Origin of the sequence: Mycoplasma imitans ATCC 51306, from assembly GCF_000518305.1 — a bacterium.
In the GTDB taxonomy this organism is placed as follows: domain Bacteria; phylum Bacillota_I; class Bacilli_A; order Mycoplasmatales; family Mycoplasmoidaceae; genus Mycoplasmoides; species Mycoplasmoides imitans.
This window is the reverse complement of sequence record NZ_JADI01000009.1, coordinates 17,500-37,765: the sequence shown is the minus strand read 5'-3', so window position 1 is coordinate 37,765 and position 20,266 is coordinate 17,500. Positions and strand designations below refer to the sequence as shown.

Annotated in this window: 14 protein-coding genes and 1 tRNA gene; 11 read left to right on the top strand and 4 right to left on the bottom strand. The window is 30.8% G+C overall.

Annotation, left to right across the window (positions count from 1 at the left end; genetic code table 4):
• Positions 1 to 85 precede the first annotated feature (85 nt).
• A complete protein-coding gene (locus P690_RS0101495; protein WP_245576662.1) occupies positions 86 to 6,151 on the top strand; it encodes an EAGR box-containing protein in 6,066 nt (2,021 codons plus the stop codon).
• A gap of 139 nt (positions 6,152 to 6,290) precedes the next feature.
• Here P690_RS0101495 and P690_RS0101490 read toward each other — a convergent pair.
• Positions 6,291 to 6,367: transfer RNA gene (locus P690_RS0101490), tRNA-Arg, on the bottom strand.
• A 37-nt stretch (positions 6,368 to 6,404) separates the two neighbouring features.
• On the bottom strand, positions 6,405 to 6,923 hold the full coding sequence (locus P690_RS0101485; protein WP_027122033.1) for a hypothetical protein: 519 nt from the start codon (positions 6,921 to 6,923) through the stop codon (positions 6,405 to 6,407).
• A gap of 31 nt (positions 6,924 to 6,954) precedes the next feature.
• Here P690_RS0101485 and P690_RS0101480 point away from each other — a divergent pair, with 31 nt between their 5' ends.
• The 10 genes from P690_RS0101480 to P690_RS0101435 all read left to right on the top strand — a co-directional run bounded on the left by P690_RS0101480 (position 6,955) and on the right by P690_RS0101435 (position 18,842).
• On the top strand, positions 6,955 to 7,806 hold the full coding sequence (locus tag P690_RS0101480) for an MPN551 family DNA-binding protein (protein WP_027122032.1): 852 nt from the start codon (positions 6,955 to 6,957) through the stop codon (positions 7,804 to 7,806).
• Between the two features lie 15 nt (positions 7,807 to 7,821).
• On the top strand, positions 7,822 to 9,012 hold the full coding sequence (thiI, locus tag P690_RS0101475) for a tRNA uracil 4-sulfurtransferase ThiI (RefSeq protein WP_027122031.1): 1,191 nt from the start codon (positions 7,822 to 7,824) through the stop codon (positions 9,010 to 9,012).
• Positions 8,997 to 9,983, top strand: a complete 987-nt coding sequence (locus P690_RS0101470) for a DHH family phosphoesterase (RefSeq protein WP_027122030.1) — start codon at positions 8,997 to 8,999, stop codon at positions 9,981 to 9,983. Before thiI ends, P690_RS0101470 begins: the two co-directional genes overlap by 16 nt.
• Positions 9,961 to 10,794 (top strand): TrmH family RNA methyltransferase, encoded by an 834-nt coding sequence (locus P690_RS0101465; protein WP_245576661.1) that lies wholly within the window; start codon positions 9,961 to 9,963, stop codon positions 10,792 to 10,794. Before P690_RS0101470 ends, P690_RS0101465 begins: the two co-directional genes overlap by 23 nt.
• Entirely contained in the window at positions 10,764 to 11,750 is a 987-nt protein-coding gene (locus P690_RS0101460) for an RluA family pseudouridine synthase (RefSeq protein WP_027122028.1), read from the top strand. The genes P690_RS0101465 and P690_RS0101460 overlap by 31 nt, the downstream gene beginning before the upstream one ends.
• A gap of 27 nt (positions 11,751 to 11,777) precedes the next feature.
• The gene (locus P690_RS0101455; protein ID WP_027122027.1) at positions 11,778 to 12,050 is read left to right on the top strand and encodes a hypothetical protein; all 273 of its coding nucleotides are present in this window, start codon (positions 11,778 to 11,780) and stop codon (positions 12,048 to 12,050) included.
• Positions 12,051 to 12,058: 8 nt separating this feature from the next.
• Positions 12,059 to 13,783, top strand: a complete 1,725-nt coding sequence (locus P690_RS0101450; RefSeq protein ID WP_027122026.1) for a DAK2 domain-containing protein — start codon at positions 12,059 to 12,061, stop codon at positions 13,781 to 13,783.
• Positions 13,783 to 14,769 carry a phosphate acyltransferase PlsX gene (gene plsX / locus P690_RS0101445; protein WP_036459504.1) on the top strand — a complete coding sequence of 329 codons (987 nt, stop codon included), beginning with the start codon at positions 13,783 to 13,785 and terminating at the stop codon, positions 14,767 to 14,769. The genes P690_RS0101450 and plsX overlap by 1 nt, the downstream gene beginning before the upstream one ends.
• Positions 14,770 to 14,830: 61 nt before the next feature.
• Positions 14,831 to 16,579 carry a ribonuclease III gene (gene rnc, locus P690_RS0101440; RefSeq protein ID WP_027122024.1) on the top strand — a complete coding sequence of 583 codons (1,749 nt, stop codon included), beginning with the start codon at positions 14,831 to 14,833 and terminating at the stop codon, positions 16,577 to 16,579.
• Positions 16,580 to 16,688: 109 nt separating this feature from the next.
• Entirely contained in the window at positions 16,689 to 18,842 is a 2,154-nt protein-coding gene (locus P690_RS0101435; RefSeq protein ID WP_027122023.1) for an ATP-dependent Clp protease ATP-binding subunit, read from the top strand.
• A gap of 54 nt (positions 18,843 to 18,896) precedes the next feature.
• Here P690_RS0101435 and P690_RS0101430 read toward each other — a convergent pair whose 3' ends face one another.
• Together P690_RS0101430 and P690_RS0101425 are read right to left on the bottom strand one after the other, a co-directional pair.
• Positions 18,897 to 19,523 carry a deoxynucleoside kinase gene (locus P690_RS0101430; protein WP_027122022.1) on the bottom strand — a complete coding sequence of 209 codons (627 nt, stop codon included), beginning with the start codon at positions 19,521 to 19,523 and terminating at the stop codon, positions 18,897 to 18,899.
• Positions 19,524 to 19,525: 2 nt separating this feature from the next.
• Positions 19,526 to 20,173, bottom strand: a complete 648-nt coding sequence (locus P690_RS0101425; protein ID WP_027122021.1) for a deoxynucleoside kinase — start codon at positions 20,171 to 20,173, stop codon at positions 19,526 to 19,528.
• Between the last annotated feature and the right edge of the window lie 93 nt (positions 20,174 to 20,266).

Genomic DNA, 20,266 nt, shown 5'->3' with positions numbered 1-20,266 from the left:
TTTAAAATATATTTGAATTATGGATTCAGAATATTTATTCTGATCATTGTTTTATAAAATCATTTATTTATAACATTTAAGAAATATGGCTGACAACAAAAAAACTGAGAAAAAAACTATTAAAAATAAAAGCGCGCACGATAATGAGCCTGCTTCTATTTCACTAGATGGTAACAGTAAGAAAAAGGTTTCTAAAAAGGCGTTAGAATCTTTAAATTATTCTGACTATTATAAGAAGTATCTAGAATCTAAGAAAGATGACTTTGAATTATTGGCTAAAAAAGCATCAATAGATACGATTAAAGATAAAGAAGCAATTAAAGAAGAGATTAAAGCAGAGGCTTTTTATGCTGAATCTGCTTTAGACTATACTAAAGAAATGAAGGACGAAAGTTACAGCGATCATTTTAAGGAAATGAAAGATATCGATAAGAAAAATTTAGTGATTTCAAACGAAATGAAACACGACAATAAAAAAGAAGATGAAGGTGAGTTTATTGTAAGAAACCAATATCACCCAAGTTTCAATGATGCAGTAGCATCTAACAGTTTTGATGATTTACCTGATTTCGATGGTGATAGTTCACCATTAAATTTTGATAGTAATAAACCAAATAAAAACGCTAAATTAAATAAACAAAAATTTAATAATCAACTAAACAACAATTTTGATCGTTTTAACAACGAACGTTTTAACCAACCAATTCCATCAAGAATGTACATTCCTAAGGGTTATGTTCGTCCAATGAACCCTTATGGTCGTCCGCCATTCAATCCTTACTTTAATCCATATTTCGTTCCGCCATATTATTATCCACCAGTACATCCTGGATTTGTACCGCCAAATGCAAACCCATATCAACAAGCGCCTTATTTAAACCAACAACAAAAAGAACTATTCCCTCAACAAAATAGTTATACACAACAACTAATTGATTTTGATCCATTTGCTAGTACAACTGAATTAGTTCCAGCAAATAATTACAATCAATTAAGCCCAAACCAAAATGAATTAGTTGTTGTTAACAAAAAACAATCAGAATTAAGTCATATTATTAGTTCTTTCAATAAGAGAATGAAAGAACAACTTCGTATCGTTTCAAAACAAAATGAAATGATCGAAAGATTACAAACTAAAGTAATCGAATTAACTGAAGAAAAAACTACAGCTTTAATTGGTGAAGCTAAATTAAGCACAGAAGATTTCCTTCCTACAACTGAACACAACTTTGAATCAGTGGTTACTGATTCAGTAGAAGATGATAGTAAATCTGATATTGAAGTAGTAGCAGAATTAACACCACAAAAAGCACTAACTAACACTAAAGAAGAAGTAGTTGTTACAAATATCTTTGATATTGAATCAGATGATCCTATTGTTGATATCTCATCACTAGAATCAGATGATTTAATTAACACCGAAAGTTTAGACAAAGAGCTAGCTGCTTTTGAAGAGTTTGATGCTAATAATATCGATGATGAATTAGATCTAAGTTTATTGGATGATGATATTACCAGCACAATTCAACCTCAAATCAAATACGAACTTCCAGTTGTATCTAATGATCTAAAATCTCAAAGTTCATCAGCTGATAAAGATTCGCAATTTGATCTTGATATGGATGTGGATCTAGCTAGTTCAGAAGATACCGAAGAGATCTATACACCTAACCAACTATTAGATTTAGGTAAAGAACGCTCAGAAGGAATGAAAAATAGCATCGTTCCAACTAAAGTGATCGATGAGATGTTTGGTAATCAACAAAAGAGTGATCCAGCACGTAGATTCTGAGAAGCTTATGTTGGTAATCCAGAATACGGTTTCTATAATAACAAAACTTGGAACTGAAAAGGTAAGTTTTCAAAACTACAAAAATGAATTCCATTTACTAGTGATGAAGAAGTACCGTTCTATGGAACTAAACATGTAATTTTATCGTCAATTAAGGCTTCTGAACGCAAGAAGTTATGAAAAGAATTAATTGATGATCCAGTTTATGGTCACATTGAAGGAAGTTCTAAAGTTTGAATCTGACACGGGGTATTTGACCAAGAATTAAACTGAATTCCTGACCCAACTCATGACTTTAAGACTGAAGAAGAAGTTTTAGCTGAAAAACAAAAACAAAGTTTCCCTAAGAAGAAAGACGTAAGTAAAAAAACTAACGCTCCAAAAGTTCTTAAAACTAATGAGATCACTCCAGACTCAGATCTACACAAGATGTTACTGGATGATCCAAGATACAAAAAACACATTGGTAACGTAGAATATGGTTACTACGACAACGATGGCGTTTGGATCTGAACTGGTACTTTTGATAACAATGGCGAATTCAAACCTGATAAGGTTGATTTAGAAATCTTATCTGAAAACGTTCATTCAGAATCGAACTTCTCAACTTTATTTGATTCTTGAAAGAAGAACAATCAAAACAACTTAGAATACGAAATTGAATCTAAGCGATTCAAAACTGCTAAACCTAAAGTTGTTTATGTTAATGAACAAGAACAACCAGATGATGATCAGGTTGAACAATTAGTTGAAAAACAAGAAGAACCAGCTAGAAATCAATTAATTAACAAGAGCAGATACCAAAAACCAACTGACGAAGATCTTGGTATCTTGACTTATGATAAGTCTAAGATTCACAATGATGAAATCATTGATGGATCTGTATTAGGTGTATCATCAAGTCAACAAGCACCATTCTGATTAGAATTCATTGGTAATGAAGAATATGGTCACTACAATTCTAAGGGTGACTGAATCTTTGATGGTTACTTCGATGATCAATACGAATTTGTTTCAAACAGAGTTGAAGAAGATTCTAGCCAACCAACTGGTGATGTAACTAAGACTTCAATCTTAGATGATCAAACAAACTTAGATGAGTACTTCAAACCAGCTAACAAAGAAGAGATCTTACAATATACACCAAAAGCTAAGAAAGTTGAAGTTGTAAATCAAAAAGCTGATAAGAAAGAAAAAGAAGAAGAGTTCTTCACTAAGTTTATTGGTGATAGCGAATATGGTTATTATAACGATAAGAACGTTTGAATTTGAAGTGGATACTTTAATGAATATAACCAATTTGTTCCAGATCAAGCACCTAAGAACAATAAGTTATTAGATGAGATCGTTTCGTTAGCAACACAACAACAAAAAGAACAAGATTTATTAAAAGAAAAAGTTGAACGTGAACTAGCTGCTAGACAGCAAGCAGTTGAAGCGCAAATTCAAAAAGAATTAGAATTACGCGAACAAGCTTTAAGAGAACAAAAAGCTAAAGAAGAAGCACTAAAACTAAAAGAACAATCGCTAAATGAAAAAGCGTTAAGACTTAAAGAAGAGATTCTTAAGTTAAAACAACAATCACTAAGAAATCAAGAAGAAGCTAAGAAGCAAGCGCTTAAAGAACAAGAGATTGCTGAACAACTAAAACAAATTAAGTCAACTAAGTTCATTAAGCCAAATAAAGATAACTACAAATCAATTCATCAATTCGTTAGTGGTGTATCTGAAATTTCAGAATTACCAACTCAACCAGTTGAGTTTGCTCCACAACCAGCACCAGTAGTTGAACAATCACTAAAAGCAGCTGAATTTAGCTTTGAACCTACAGCAGTTGAACAAAAAGTTGAATTTGTTGTTAATGATAAGATAGCTGATGATCTTGATCGTATCGTTGTTGATACAAAACAAGTAGAATTACCATCTGAAAAATTCTCAGCTAATAGTTTTGTTGAACAAACTAGAACTGAACCAGTTAAAACAGAAGTTGTTAAACCACAATTCGAATTCAAAGAAGAATTAGCGTTAACTGAAATTAGTCCTTCAATTGTTAGTGATCAAGCAAGTAAACCTGTAGTTGAAATCAGCAAACCTGATGTATTCGCTAAGAAAGAATTAGATTTATCTAATGTTGAAGTTAAATTAGCAGACGAAACTACTCCAAGTGAAGTTGTAAGCGTTGATCTTTCGGCTGTTGAATTAGCTGATAGCAAATTTGAGTTAGCTAAACCTAAATCACCTGAACAAGAAGAAGTTAGCGTTGAACCGGTTGTTGGTGAACAAGCAATCGAACAAGTTGAAGAAGAATTACAAGTTGAACCAGAACTTGTTGAAGAAGAAGTTCAAGTTGAACCAGAATTAAGTCAAGAAGAAGTTCAAATTGAACAACCAACAGCAGAATTTGAAGAAGTTGAACAACCACAAGAACAAGCTGATCTAGTTGAACAAGAAGATCACCAAGAAGTTGTACAACAAACTCAACAAGAAGTTGATGAAGAAGTTGTAGAACAACCTTCAGTAGATGAGTCAACAGCACAATTTGAAGAAGTTGTAGAACAACCTCAAGAACAATCTGATCTAGTTGAACAAGAAGATCACCAAGAAGTTGTACAACAAACTCAACAAGAAGTTGACGAAGAAGTTGTTCAAGAACCTTCAGCAGATGAGTCAACAGCACAATTTGAAGAAGTACAAACTCAAGATGAAATTGTTGATGAACTTGCAGAAGAACACGCTAGTGAAGATCAACCAGAAACTCAAGAAGCTTTAGCTGATCAACAAGCTAATGAAGAAAGATTACAAGAATCAGCAACTCAAGATTCACTTGAACAAGAACAACACGAAGAAGTTGCTCAAGAAGAAGCTGAATTCTGAGAAAAATACGTTGGTGATGAACATTATGGTCATTACGACGAAAACGAAGAATGAATCTGGGATGGTTACTTCGATGAAGATAAAAACTTCTTTAGAAATGATGAAGGATTTGATCAACCAGAAGAGGTTGAAGTTGAAACCCATGATGATAGTGAATACATGACTTCAAGCGCTGATTCACTTGATGACACGAAACAACCTACTCAAGAAGAAAAAGAAGATGCTCAACTTGAAGAAATTAGCGAAGATGAACAACCTGAACCTGAAATCATCGACTTCAGTGGCAATACCAAGAACTTAGAAACTGCTCACGAAGAAGTAGAAGTTCAACAAGAAGTAGAAGAAGCGCTACAACAACAAGCTCAAGAACAAGCTGACGAAGAACTTCTAACTCAAGATGAACAAGAAGCTGAATTCTGAGAAAAATACGTTGGTGATGAACACTACGGTCACTACGACGAAAACGAAGAATGAATCTGAGATGGTTACTTCGATGAAGATAATAACTTCTTCAGAAACGAAGAAGCTCAAACTGCTGAACAAGAAGAACAAACCAAACCAGAAGAACTTTCAGAACAACCATCTGAGGAAGAATCATTATCAACTCAAGCAGTTGAAGGTGTTGAATTAGATGATGAATCTGAAGATGATTCAGAATTACACGAAATTAGCGAAGATGATCAACATGAGCCTGAAATCGTTGACTTTAGTGCTAATACTCAAGGTGTAGAACCAGCTTATGAACAACCTGTTGAAGAACAATCAGTAGTTCAAGAAGATCAACCTGAAGAAGTTGAACAAGAAGCAGCTGACGAAGAACTAAGTCAAGAAAAACAATCTCGAGCTGAACCAGAAGAAGAAGCAGAATTCTGAGAACAATACGTTGGTAATGAAGACTATGGTCATTACGACGAAGATGGTGAATGAATCTGAGCAGGTTACTTTGACGAAGATAACAACTTCATTAAGAATGAAGAAGAAGTAAGTTGAGAAGAACCAGAAGCACAAGAAGTTACTGAAGCTGAAGAACAACCAGAAGATCAACAAACAGAAGAAGAATCTGAAAACGCTGAAGCTGATTCTGAAGATGTTGAAGAAGTTGAGGTTGAAGGTGAACACTACATCTATGCTGATGAAAATGGTGAAATCAACTTTGATGATTACATCGGTAATGAAAACTTTGGTTACTACTTAGAAGATGGTGAATGAGAATGATACGAAGGTGACTTTGATGAAAAAGGTAACTGATTCGTATATGTTCAAGGTGAGCCTGAAGAAGTTAATGTTGAAGAAGACATCCCTGCATTAAAAGGTGTTGATACTGATTCAGTTGATGCTGATGACTGATTATCACAATTTGATGAAGGTGCAGCATCTGAAATCTTTGATGATGAAGACGAAGTTGATGATGACGACATGGATGATGACTTCGGTCTATTATCTAGTAAGAAGAAAAAGAAAAAAGCAAAAAAAGCTAAGAAATAATCATCAACAAAACAAAAAAAACACAGCCAATATACAAGGCTGTGTTTTTTTTAATTTACTAACTACTCAAACTGTAATAAAAAACCAAGTAATAAATTACTTGGCGTCTAAGTTAGTTAGTTTATTAGTATTAAGTTAATGGCGCGCCCAATAGGACTTGAACCCATAACCGTCTGATCCGAAGTCAGATGTTCTATCCGATTGAACTATGGGCGCATTAATAACTCGATAGTATTATAAAATAAAAAAATATTTAAACCCGCTTAGCTCAATAATTATCAGCAAGTTTGCGATTGGTTTTAACTACGTTGATCTCTTTTAACTCAATTAGGTTTAGTTGATACATTCCGATTGAAGCCAAAATACTATCTAATTGAGTGTTTTCTTTTTCGACTTTTAGATATAGCCATTTCAAATTGTTAGATTGACAAACTCTAATTAAGAAATCAATTAGTTGTTTAATAATCTCTTGATCATAGTTTTTTAGTAAATATTTAATCTGACCGTTGGTTTTATCAACATTAATCTTTAAAAGACCAAAGATTGCATTATCCAAGTAGATAACAAAAAAGAACGAACTTTTTTCAGCCCATCTTCTTTTAGAAAAATCGATATAATTTTCTAGATTGACTAGATCAACATCGCTTTTACTAAAACCAAGATGATGCTCGTTGTTTAGGCCGTTTAAAAAATCGTACAAATGATTAATTTGGTAATTATCAATTTTTTTTATTTCTAAACGTTGATTAATTACATATCTTTTATTAAACATGGTTTTTATATAATAATTTTAATAAATAGATATGCCTTTTAAGAAAGATTTAAATCTATCAGATTGTTTTAAGATTGTTGGAGAACAATTAATTTTATCTGATAAATACAAACAACTAAACAGTAGTAAATTCAAAAAAATTACTGGAAGTAGATTTCCTACAGTTTTAGGAATTAATGATTTTAGTACTCCATTCATGGAGTGGCTAAAGATGGTTAATCTTTATTATGAAACAATGGATCCTGTATTAGCAAACGCTGGTGTGGTGATTGAACCTAAAGTTCGTGATTACATCATCGATAAGTTTAAGATCAACTATAAAGCCTATGAACCTGCTAAAGTTGGTTTTGATCTTTTTAAAGACAATGAGATCTTTGGTGGAATTCCAGATGGTGAGCCAGTTGATGCTGATGGTAAGATTTTATATGATGATAAGCACCCAATGTTAGAAATTAAAACTACATCAATTGATAAATTGAGCTACAAAAAGGTTGATGGCGCTTTAAGAATGATGGTTGATGAAAATGGCTTACCGATCGTTAAAAATAAACGCGAAAAATATCTTGAATGATATGACGAAAACAAACAGATAAAAGTCAAAAAAGAATATGTTTTGCAGCTTTCTCTTTATCTTTATTTAAGAAATGCAAAATTTGGTCGTTTTGGAATTATCTTTTTACGACCAGAAGATTACCAAAAACCAGAAGAAATCGATTTAAGTAAACGCTTAATCGAAGTTGTTGATATGAAGGTTGATAAATCAAGTATTGAACCTTATATTGAACAAGCAACGAACTGATATAAAGATCATATTATCACAGGAATTAGTCCAAAGATGACTAGAGTTGACCGCGAATTTTTAAAATCGCATAAAATTATTTAGGAACTAAAAACCTTTATGATTACTAACAACTATCAAATCATGATCAAGTTCGGTGAGTTATGGCTAAAAAATAACAACCGAATTAATTTCATTAATCAGTTAAAAGAAAATGTTATTAAGGCGATTAGTGAATTTGAGTTTAAACTCGAATTACAATATGATCATTTTGTAATTACTAATTACCACGACCATGACCAAACTCAACTAATTAACATTCTTAAAAAAATTCCTGGAATTAGTTATGTTTGCTTAATCGAACAATTAGAACGTGATTTAAATTTATTACAAGATCGCGTTTTAGTTATGGTTGAAGATAATGATGAATTAGCTTTTGAAATTAAAAGAAAAGACAAAGGTTATGAGATTGACAGTCTTGGGTTGAAAAAAACTTTAGCATCACATTGTTTAAAAAATCACAAGATTAAGATTAATCTAAAAAACCCAACAAAAGTTATTAGTGTTGATGTAATCAAAGGTTATTTCGTTTTATATTTATATAAATATAAAGCAGCTGGTGGATTACCAGTAAAATCATCTGGTAAGGTTTTAGTTTTATTATCAGGTGGGATTGACTCGCCAGTAGCAAGCGATTTATTATACAAGCGTGGAATGCATGTTGACTTTTTAACATTCATCACTCCACCACACACTTCAAAGCAAGCACTAGATAAAACTGTTTTACTAGCGCAAACTGTTGCTAAGCACAATGAAGTAAACGATGCTAAGATTTTTATTCATAACTTTGCAAACGTTCAAAAAGAGTTATCGCATACTAAGTATGAAAACTACCGTATTACATTAATGCGCAGATGTTTTTATAAGATCGCTAATAAACTCGTTAATGAGTATGGATATGACTGCATTGCAACTGGTGAATCGCTTGGACAAGTAGCTTCGCAAACAATTAACAGCATGAAAGTGATTTCTAACGCAACCAAAGATTTATTAGTTTTACGACCTTTATTGTGTTATGATAAAACCCAAATAATTGAACATGCCAAAAAGATCAATACATATGAGATCTCAATCTTACCTTATGATGATGCTTGTTCATTATATGCACCTAAAAAACCGATTACCAATCCAAGGATTGAAGTTATTGATAAGATCGAATCTAAATTAGATTTTTTAGATGTGATTATTGATAATTCAATTACTAACGACATTATTCATTTTGATTTAAATAAACAATGAGACAACAATTAGAAGTACACGATCAAATCTGAGCTAAAGTCAAAGAATTCGATTGCCTTACTTTCTTTGTTCATGAGCGACCAGATTTTGACGCATTAGGTTCTGCTTTTGCTTTTAAAGAATTAATTAACAATATGTACCCACACAAAAAAGTCTATGTGATGGGAACGTATAAACTAGACCCAGAACTAGGTGCTAGTTTATTTCCGTTTGAAAAAGAACCGGTTGATATTGATTTTTTAGAACGTTCATTAGGGATTGTGTTTGACACAGCTAATGCTGAAAGAATACTTACAGGCCAACATAAGTTAGTTAAAGAAATTATCCGAATCGATCATCACCCCAAGACAGAGATTATTGGTTCAATTGAGTGAGTTGATCCGACTTTTTCTTCAACAGCTGAGATGATTGGTTGGTTTATCAAATGAATGGGATTTAAGTTAAATTCGATTATTGCTAAATACATTTATGCCGGAATTATTACAGATACTGGTAGATTTTTGTATTTAGCAACCACTCCAAGCACATTTATGATGACAGCCGAAATCCTTGCAACAGGTTTTAACCGCAATGAAGTGCATGATGCGGTTTATTTAAAACCAATCTTAGAACACAAGTATTATTCGTATGTGGTTAATCATGCTAAGATTACCAAAAATGGATTAGCTTATATCGCAATTAGAAAAGGTGCGCACAAGCGTTTTGGTATCAAATCGCCAATGACGATGGTACATGCACTTAATAATATTAATGGAGTAAGAATTTGGACTGCGATCTATTTTGATGATCAATCCCAAAAATGAAAGGGATCAATCCGATCTTATGATGTTCCAATTAACCACTTTGCTGCAATGTTTAATGGTGGTGGACATAAGTTTGCTAGTGGTTTTAGTCTAGACAACAAACAAGACTTTTATAAATTAATTAAGGTTTTAGATGACTATCTAAAAACAATTGATAATGATCAACTTTCACAAAATTAATGCAAAGACTAATCCGATCTTCAAAGACTTAAAGATCGCATTTAAAAACGGATATAACAAAGCCATTGGCGATTATTTTTGTGTAGGCGGGCTTAAGAATAACCTAATAGCTCTAAACAACAATTGGATTCCCCACACAATATTTGTTAGTCAATCTTTTGATCAAAAGTTGATTACCAATATTAAAACCAAATTAAAACAAAACAAAGTGCGTTGGATTATGATTTCAGATCAATTAAACGATCAATTAAAAGAGATTAACACTCAAGCTGGTGATTGTTATTTTTATTACTTACTAAAAGATCTTAATCACCAAAGTTTTGATCTTAATGATCAATATAATTACTTATTCTTGGACCATATCCAAGATCCAAGTAACCTGGGTACGATCTTAAGAAATGCTGCTGCATTTGATTTAACTAAAGTTTTTATTAATGATTCAGTTAATCTATATAATCCTAAATTAATCCGAGCATCTGCTGGAGCGATTTTTAGTAATCAAATCAGTATCATCAAAGATTTAGATCAGTTTATTTCTGCTGCTAAAAACAAAGGTTTAAGATTTGTTGCAACTGCTAATCACAAAGATGCAATTGCTCTTGATGAATTTGACCATCAATCAGGTAATATCATCATCTTTGGTAATGAAGCCAACGGAGTATCTAAAACATTACTAGATAAATCAGATTTAATTATGAAGATCGTAATTAATAATCAATACGCCGAATCACTAAATGTGGCTACAAGTAGCGGAATCATCTTATACGAACTAAATAAGTTATGAAAAAAACCATCACCATCAAATCAGTAGATGATTGTATTCGGATTGATAAGTTCTTATTTAAGTTATTAAAAAACTACACCAGAACTAATATCTATAAGATGATTCGTAAAAAAGACATTACAGTTAATAATAAACGTATTGATTTTGATTACATCTTAAGGGTTAATGACAAGATTACTTATTATGATTTCTTGCGTACTGATAGCAAGAAAGCACAACCAACTTTTTTTAAAGCAAAACCCGAATTAGATTTAATCTACGAAGATGAAAATCTCGTGATTTTTGAAAAACCTTTGGGAATACCAGCTCAAGGAACAAATCATGCAAGCAACCAAGATCATATGCAAAATCGTTTGTTGCATTACTTAGTTAAGTCTAATCAATATGATTATTTAAATAATCAAGCATATTTACCAAGTATTGTAAACCGTCTTGATCAATACACAACTGGGATCATGCTTGGTGCAAAAAATCTCAAAGCACAACAAGCGCTTAATGAGATTATTAAAAATCGCCATCTTAAAAAGTTTTATCACTGTCTAGTTCATGGTGAAGTTAATCCTAAAAAAGCCACATTAACTGCATATCTAACCAAAGATCCAAACAGATCTCTGGTAACAATTCAAAATCAAAAAACAAACGATAACAAAACAATTATCACTAAATACCAAACGCTTTATTATTACAAAAAACAGAACTATACCTTATTAAATGTTGAACTAATTACGGGAAGAACTCATCAGATTAGAGCTCATCTATCTTATATTAATCACCCAGTGGTGGGGGATTATAAGTATGCTAAGAAACAATATCAGAACAATCAAGGAAATTTCAAGCACCAACTATTACATAGTTACAAGATTGTTTTTGATCTAGCTAACTATGATGAAAACTTTATTCTGAAATATCTTGATACTAATGAATATGAAACCAAAGCACCAGCTTGGTTTACCAACGAATTACAAACCGAATACCATAAATAAAAATAAATTTGGTAAAATACTACTTAAATGGAAACAACTAAAACAATATATAATGATGAACTCATTAAGGGTAGATTAAAAGAAGTTATTAAGTTAGTACCAGGGATTACTAGTGAGCTTAGTGATGACGATATCGATATTGATGAGGACACAATTACGATAACAGTTGTTTGTAAGCTAGGCATTAGACCCTATCAGGTATGTTTAATGGCTCAAAGTATGATATATTATGAATTATCACGCTGGGATGATCATAACCCGTATTTTATCAACGTAATTATCAAAGAAATTAAAGGATAGATTTTTTTATGGCTTCAGATACATTAACTACCAAGCAACTTCAATCGATGTTTATTGAAGGTTATAATGTTATTTTTAATCGTTATGAATACATTAATAACCTAAACGTGTTTCCCGTACCTGATGGTGATACGGGAACTAATATGAAGATAACCACTAAAGGTGGTGTTGATGCAATTAGTGATGTTGAATTTGGCTCAGTACAAAAGTTAGGTAAGGTTTTTGCGACTGGATTGTTTATGAATGCTTGTGGAAACTCTGGGGTGATTTTTAGCCAGATTATTAAGGGTTTTACTAAATCTTTACCTGATAGTGACGAAGTTGGTATCAAGCAGTTAGTTAATTCATTTAAAGAAGCTAAAGAAGTTGCTTATAGTGTGATTCAATCTCCGGTTGAAGGAACAATCTTAACCGTAATTAGATTAACAGCAGATCGTCTGATTAAAAAACAAGATGAGATTAATTCAGTTGAACAATTGTTTGAAATGGCGACTGATTTTGCTAAAGATGCACTAAGCCAAACTCCTAAGATGTTACCAGCACTAAAAACAGCTAACGTAGTTGATTCTGGTGGTTTTGGTTTAGTTTCATTTTTTGAAGGGATGCTGGCTGATCTAACTAAAGATTTTTCTAAGCTGAATAACGACAAGAACTTTATTAATAAGAAGGCTTTATCAGCAAAAGCTGAACAAGAACTAGTTGAAGAAGGACATGGATACTGTACTGAGTTCTTGTTAAAATTAGGATTAAAAGCTAAGGATGATCAAACTAAGATCAAATTTAATGAAGAAAAATTCAAAAAAGAGATCTCGAAGGATGTTGAATCTTTAGTTTTGATCAACAACAAAGAAGATGATATTATCAAACTTCACGCTCACACTTTAACGCCTGATATTGTTTTAAAACACGCACAAGCTTATGGTGAATTTTTAAAAGTTAAGATCGAAAACATGAACAAACAGGTTACTGAACGTAAGCAAGATGATAGCAGCCTTGATTCATTAACTAAAAATCAGATCGATGTTTTAATGGACATCGATCTATCTAAGGTTAAGAACTTTAAAAATGAAACTGCAATTATTGCAACAGTTCCTTCTCGTGTTTTAGGTAAGATGATCGTTCAAAACTACGATGTTGATCAGTTCATTGATACATCAGCTACTGGTAATCCAACAATTAAAGATTTCATCAAAAACATTTACGCAGTTAAGTCTAAAAACGTAATTATTGTTGTTGATGATACAAACTTATTATTAGCTGCTAAAGAAGCGATTTCACAATTAAAAAAATACATTAATTGTGAATTAATTTCATGCCAAAACTTCATTGAATCATTAAGTGGGATCAGTGGTTATATGCGATCTGATACGTTAAAGAGTAATGTTAAAGTTTTAAATAAGATCATTAAATCAACCGGATCAGCTTGCATCACGACATCAGTAAAGAACATTAAATATCCACATCTCCAAGTTCACAAGGGTGACTACATTGGGATGATCAAAAAAAAAATTATTGTTAGTGATAGCGATATCTACAAATGTTTACTAGATACAGTAGCCCAACTTGTGGATGAAGTTAAAAAACCTGAGTTAATTTTAATCATCTATGGTAAGAATACTTCAAGTTCAGAAGTTAGAACTATCGTTAAATTAATCTCAGAAAAATTCGGGATCTATTGTGAAGCAATTAACGGATCTCAAAAACTATATCAATATTACATAGGTGTTCAATAATGTTTAAGATTGGGGTTGATTGCATGGGTTTTGAAAACCCAATTAGTGAAGTTGTTAAAGCGGTATTAAAATACGCTAAAAAGCATAAAAACTTATTTTTTGTTTTAGTTGGTGATCAAAATCAGATCCAACCTCTTGTTGAGAATAAGAAATTCTTAAACTATCGAATCGTTCATACAACTAATGAAGTTAGTATGACCGATTCAGTTTTAGCTGCTTATCGCAAAAAAGATAGTTCAATGTACATGACAATTGAACTATTAAAAAACAATGAAGTTGATACAATCATCTCAGCTGGATCATCTAGTGCTTATGTAGCACTTACATATAATTTAATTGGCAAAATTCACGAAAAGATCAAAGTTGGTTTCATGTCATATGTTCCAACAATCACCAAACGTGGGTTTTGGTTTTTAGATGTTGGTGCTAATAAAGAATACACCGGTGAAGAACTTTATTATTTAGGAAAGATGGCTAATACTTTCATTACTAACGTATTTAGTTATCAACCTAGATTAGGCGTGCTTAATATTGGAACTGAAAAAAACAAAGGTTTTGAATATCATCAAGCTGCTTATAACCTTTTAGAAAACGATAAATCGGTTAATTTTTTAGGGTTTATTGAACCTCGCGGATTAATCTATGGTGAATGTGATTTATTAGTTAGTGATGGTTACTCTGGAAATCTAGTGCTTAAATCACTAGAAGGTGCGCTAAAATCTGTTGGCAAAATTTTAAAGAAAAATTATAAAATAAATCCACTGGGAGCTTTATTCTCAGCGAACGTTATATATCAAATTACTAAGACATTTGATTATAAGAATAATGCTGGCGCAGTTGTATTAGGGCTAAAACAATTAGTTTTAAAAACACACGGATCAGCAGACGCTAAACAATTTTATTCAACAATTCGTTTAGCACACGAAAGTTTAGTAAATAATTTAATTGAAAAAATAACAGAAGAATGCTTAACTTTTTTGAATTAAATTAATTAGTAAATTCTAGTAAATTTTTAAATATTTACACAAAGCATTAGTGCTATTTAATATGGACAACCTAGAGAAAAATACTAAAAAAGAAAGCAAAAAATCTAAAAATTTTAAAAGAAATCCTAAAGCTAAAAAAGCAAAAAACATTAAAGAAAAAACAGAAGTGGTTAAACCTGAAAAACCAACACCGCGAATGTTTAAAATGACGCCCAAATCTAGTAAATTTTTACACCAACTTGGTGTTACTGGAAGAAAGCATACCGAAAAACCAGTTCCGTTAAATGATCCTGATTATGAAAAGAAAATCAGAGAGATTCAAGCTAAAGAAGCTAAGAAGATCAGATCAGACGAAGTAATTAATAAAAATTCTAAAAAGCAGAAAAATAATAAACAAGCTAAAAAGAAATCTAATAAAAACAATAAACCGAAAGTTAATAACAATAACTTTTCTAATAGCAAAAAACGTGATGGTTGAAAACAAAAAGCGGTTGATAACAAAAAAGAGAAAAATAATCGAAATTCTGCAAAACCAGCGTCAAATACTGCAATAAATTTAATTATTAAAAAAAGCTTTGAAACAACAAAACAAAACAATTTAATTGCTCCAGATTTGAAACAAAACAAAAATAAAAAAAACCAGCAATTAAATTCAAATAATCAACATAACAATCAAAACCAATTAAAAAAAATAAAAAATAAAAAAACTGAATCACTAAAAGTACAACCAGTTGTAAAACAAACTAAAACAATTGATTTTAAAAGCAACGAATCTAAACAAGAAGAAACTAAAAAAAAGTTATCTTTAGAAAATAAAAATTTACAGAATAAACCGGTAAATTTTAATAATTTAAACAATCCACAACAAAAAAATAATCGTAATCCTGATGCAAATCGAAAGGTTAAAAATTTAAATCAAAACAATAATAAAAAAAACGATGATTTAAAAAAGCAGTCTAGTAATATTCAGTTTTTAAAAAAGAACATTTCTGATCAAGAGATTGCTAAAATTACAAACTACATTAAAGACAACTATCCTGTAATCTATGATGATCTAAAACAAAAAACTTCGGTTGATTTTAATAATAGTAATCTTGATGACCAAAACTTTGTTGTTTATGTAAATTATGAAGCTAAAGATCTTGAATTGCTATTAAAAAAATTCAAAATTGTAACCAATAACATCGGATTATATGAAGAAGCGTTAACACACAACTCATATTCTAATGAGATGAAGTTAAAATACAACTATCAAAGATTAGAATTTTTAGGTGACGCAATCATTAATAAAGTTGTTGCTGAATACTTATTTAATCATTCAGATTCATCTGAAGGGGAAATGACTAAGGATCGCATCAAGATTATCCAATCTAAAACGTTGATCAAAGCTGCTAGTCAATTGGAACTAATCAATTATATTAGGGTTGGAGAAGGGCTAAAAATTGTTCCATTATCACCTAAGATTCTTGAAGATATCTTCGAATCATTTATTGGGGCAATGTACTTGGATCAAGGAGAGTATGCAGTAAGAAAAGTGTTAAATGATACGATCATTGGATATTACCAAAAGGGACAGTTGACTGAAAACACTGATTACAAGTCGATCTTTCAAGAAATTATTCATTCAACCGGATTAAACATGAAGATTCATTATGATAAAAATTATGATCATAATAGTAATCTTTATTCAGTGAACCTTTATGCTGGTGGAATAATGTATGGTCAAGGTAAAGATGTAAATACCCACAAAGCAGAAGTTAAAGCAGCAAAAGATGCGATAAGTAAATTTCGTGGTTTGTTAAAGTTATAAAAATAAGGCTTTAGCCTTAAGATCATTTTCTTATTAATAAATTAGCACTCTAAATCTGTAAGTGCTAATTTTTTGTTATAATTAATCTATAGATCGAAGAGGTGTATATATGTTTGCTAGTTTTACTCCAACTGAAGAAAAAAACGTTTTAAGTAAATATTCACGTAATTTAAACGATGAAATTGCTAGAAACGCAATTGATCCTACTATTGGTAGAGAAGATGAAATAAGAAGATTGATTGAAATATTAAGTAGAAAAAATAAGAACAATCCAGTCTTAATTGGTGAACCTGGTGTTGGTAAAACAGCAATTGTTGAAGGTTTTGCAAGAAAGATTGTGAACGGAGATGTTCCTGATAATTTAAAAGATGTAGAAGTAGTTGAATTATCGTTATCTTCATTAATTGCAGGTACGCAATTTCAAGGTTCCTTTGAAGAAAGATTAAATAAAATTTTAAAAGAAGTTAAGAATTCCAATGGAAAAATTATTTTATTTATTGACGAGATTCACCAACTTGTTGGGATGGGAAAAAATTCATCAAATTCTGCAATGGACGCAGCCAATATTTTAAAACCGATGATGGCTCGCGGCGAGATTAAAGTAATTGGCGCAACTACGATTGATGAATACCGTAAATACATCGAAAAAGACGGAGCATTAGAACGTAGAATGCAAAAAATCTTAGTTGATGAACCAACTAAACAAGAAGCGCTAACAATTATGCGCGGTCTTAGAGAAAGATGAGAAGCATTTCATAAAGTAAGAATTTTTGATGATGCTTTAGTTGCTGCTGTTGAAATGTCAGCTCGATATATTTCAGATCGTTACTTACCAGATAAAGCAATCGATTTAATTGATGAAGCTGCCGCTAAGATCAAGACTTTGATTCATTCTTTACCACCAGAATTAGATAACATCAAGCAAAAGATTATTCATTTAAGTACAGAATTAGCTGCACTTGAGCGCGAAAAGAAAGAAAATCACGCTAACGTAAGACTAGGTCGAATAGATCAACTAAAAAATGAAATTAAAGATTTAACTAATAAACAAAATGAATTAACAGTTAAATGAAATCAACAAAAAACGATTTATGAACGTATTAATAAATTAAAAGAAGAAGTAACAAATCTTACGTCTGAAATTGAAAGATTGCAAGCTAAAGGTGAATATACTCAAGCATCTAAATTACTTTATTTAGAAATTCCAAAACGTCAAGAAGAAATTGAAAAGAAAACTAAAGAATTGAGCAAATTTACCGACAATTTAATAAAGACTTCAATATCTAGAGTTGAAATTGCTGAAGTAATTTCACAAGCTACAAAAATTCCTTTAAGTAAATTAGTTGCTTCTGAACAACAAAAATTATTAAATCTTAAAAATGATCTTTCTAAATATATTAAAGGTCAAGATCATGCAATTAAAAATGTTTCAGATGCAGTATTAAGAGGTAGAGCTCAAATTAATGATCCTAATCGTCCTATTGGCTCATTTTTATTTTTAGGTCCTACAGGTGTAGGTAAAACTGAAGTAGCTAAAAAATTAGCTTATTGTCTATTCGATAATGAAAAAGCAATGGTTCGCATTGATATGTCTGAATTCATGGAAAGACATTCAGTTGATAAACTAATTGGTTCTCCTCCTGGATATATTGGTTATGATCAACCTGGTGTTTTATCAGATGCAATTAGAACAAAACCTTATGCGGTGGTATTATTTGATGAAATTGAAAAAGCACACCCAGATGTTTTAAATATCTTGCTTCAAATCTTAGATGATGGTCAATTAACAGATAATCACAATAGATTAGTAAACTTTAAGAACACGATAATCATAATGACATCTAATATTGGTGCTGAACATATCTTAGCTAATAATCCAGCTAAAACAATTGAAGAGTTAAAAAGAAAAATCAGACCAGAATTATTAAACAGAATTGATGAATTAATTACGTTTAAAGCATTAAATGACAAAGATTTATCTGCAATAGCTCAAAAATTACTAAGTGATTTAAGTGGCCGAATTAAAGAGCAACAAATAAACATTACTTTTGATAAAAAGGTTGTTGAAAATGTTGTTAAGCATGGTTCTAACACCGTTTTTGGAGCTCGCCCATTAAAACGTTATATTCAAAGAGAAGTAGAGAATTTTTTAGCAAAAAAAATAATCGAAAACAAGCTTGAAAAGAACAAATCTTACGTTTGCACATTCAATGCTGAAACAAATGAATATACTCTTGTAAATTTAAGAAAATCTGTATCTTAAAAAATTAAAAATACACGGTAAAAATGATAAAAAAACGAGATATTATCTCGTTTTTTATTTTGCACTATATTGGTTAATTATCTTAACAGATTGCTTGAAAATATCTTCTTCATTTTTGTTGTTTGTATCTAAATAAACAACTTTAAATTTATATTTTTGTTGTTGGTTTATAAACTCTTTTTTATAAATGCTATGAAGATTTTTTCAGTAATCTATATTATCGTTAAATGTTGATGTTTCTACGATTCTATTTCTCTTAAAAATTCTTTTCTTAAATTCATCAAAATTGAAATCTAGATAAATAACAAGATCGGGAATTTTATCTTCTGAGACCAAAACATCAAACATCGCTTCATAAGCATTTATAAATTTTTTAGGTTTTTGAGATATTTTATTTTTTGCAAAAATAAAATGCTCTAAATTAAAGCGATCTGAAAAAATAAAGTGATAATTTTGAGATAAAGCTTGTTTAAGATGTCTAGAATAATTTTGTACAACGTAGGATTGAAAAGCAAAATCTACAACAGCATTCTTATTATATAGTCATTCTAAAAATTGATTAAAAACTTCATCTTTTTCGTCGTACTCATAAAGAAGTTTTGAGTTTTTATAATGTGAATGCAGATTGTTGGAAAGTGTAGATTTTCCAGAAGCAACCATTCCACTAATAGCAACAAGCATAATTATCTATTGTGGTTATCAATGATCTCAACAGCCTTATTAAAAACTTCAATTTCAGTCATATCATTTGTGTCGATATAATACGCATTAACTTTGTATTTTTCACACAAAATTTCAAAGTTTTTACGGTAATTTTGATGTAATTCTTTTCAGTAATCTAAATTTTCATCAAAATTATTTACTTCTACTTCGCGATTTCTTTTGAATAATCTTTTTTTGAAATTTTCAAAATTAACATCTAAGAAAATAGCAATATCTGGAATCTCATTTTTATCAATCATCATATCAAACATCGCTTGATAGGCGTTTAAAAATTTCTTGCCTTTTTTAGCCAAAATTAATCTAGCAAAAATGTTATGTTCGATACAAAAACGATCAATAATAATGTGATCTTTCTTAGGGTCTTTATTTTCAGCTCGATAATTTTTTCAAATCTCATTCATCTTCGTTGAATGGTTTTCACAAATATAAGCTTGAAAACTTATTTCTGTATTTGGACGTTTTTCATAAAGTCATTCTAAGAACTTATTAAAAACAACATCGTCTTCTTTAAATTCTCTTAAGAATAAAGAGTTCTTATAGTGCTCGTGTATTCTTTTAGACAAAACGCTTTTACCGCATGCAACCATGCCACTTATTCCGATTAACAACTTAAATATCCCTTTAATTATTTAATAGTTAGCCTTATTATTATAAACATTATTAATCTAACAATTAATAACTTTTGTAAAATTTTGACAACA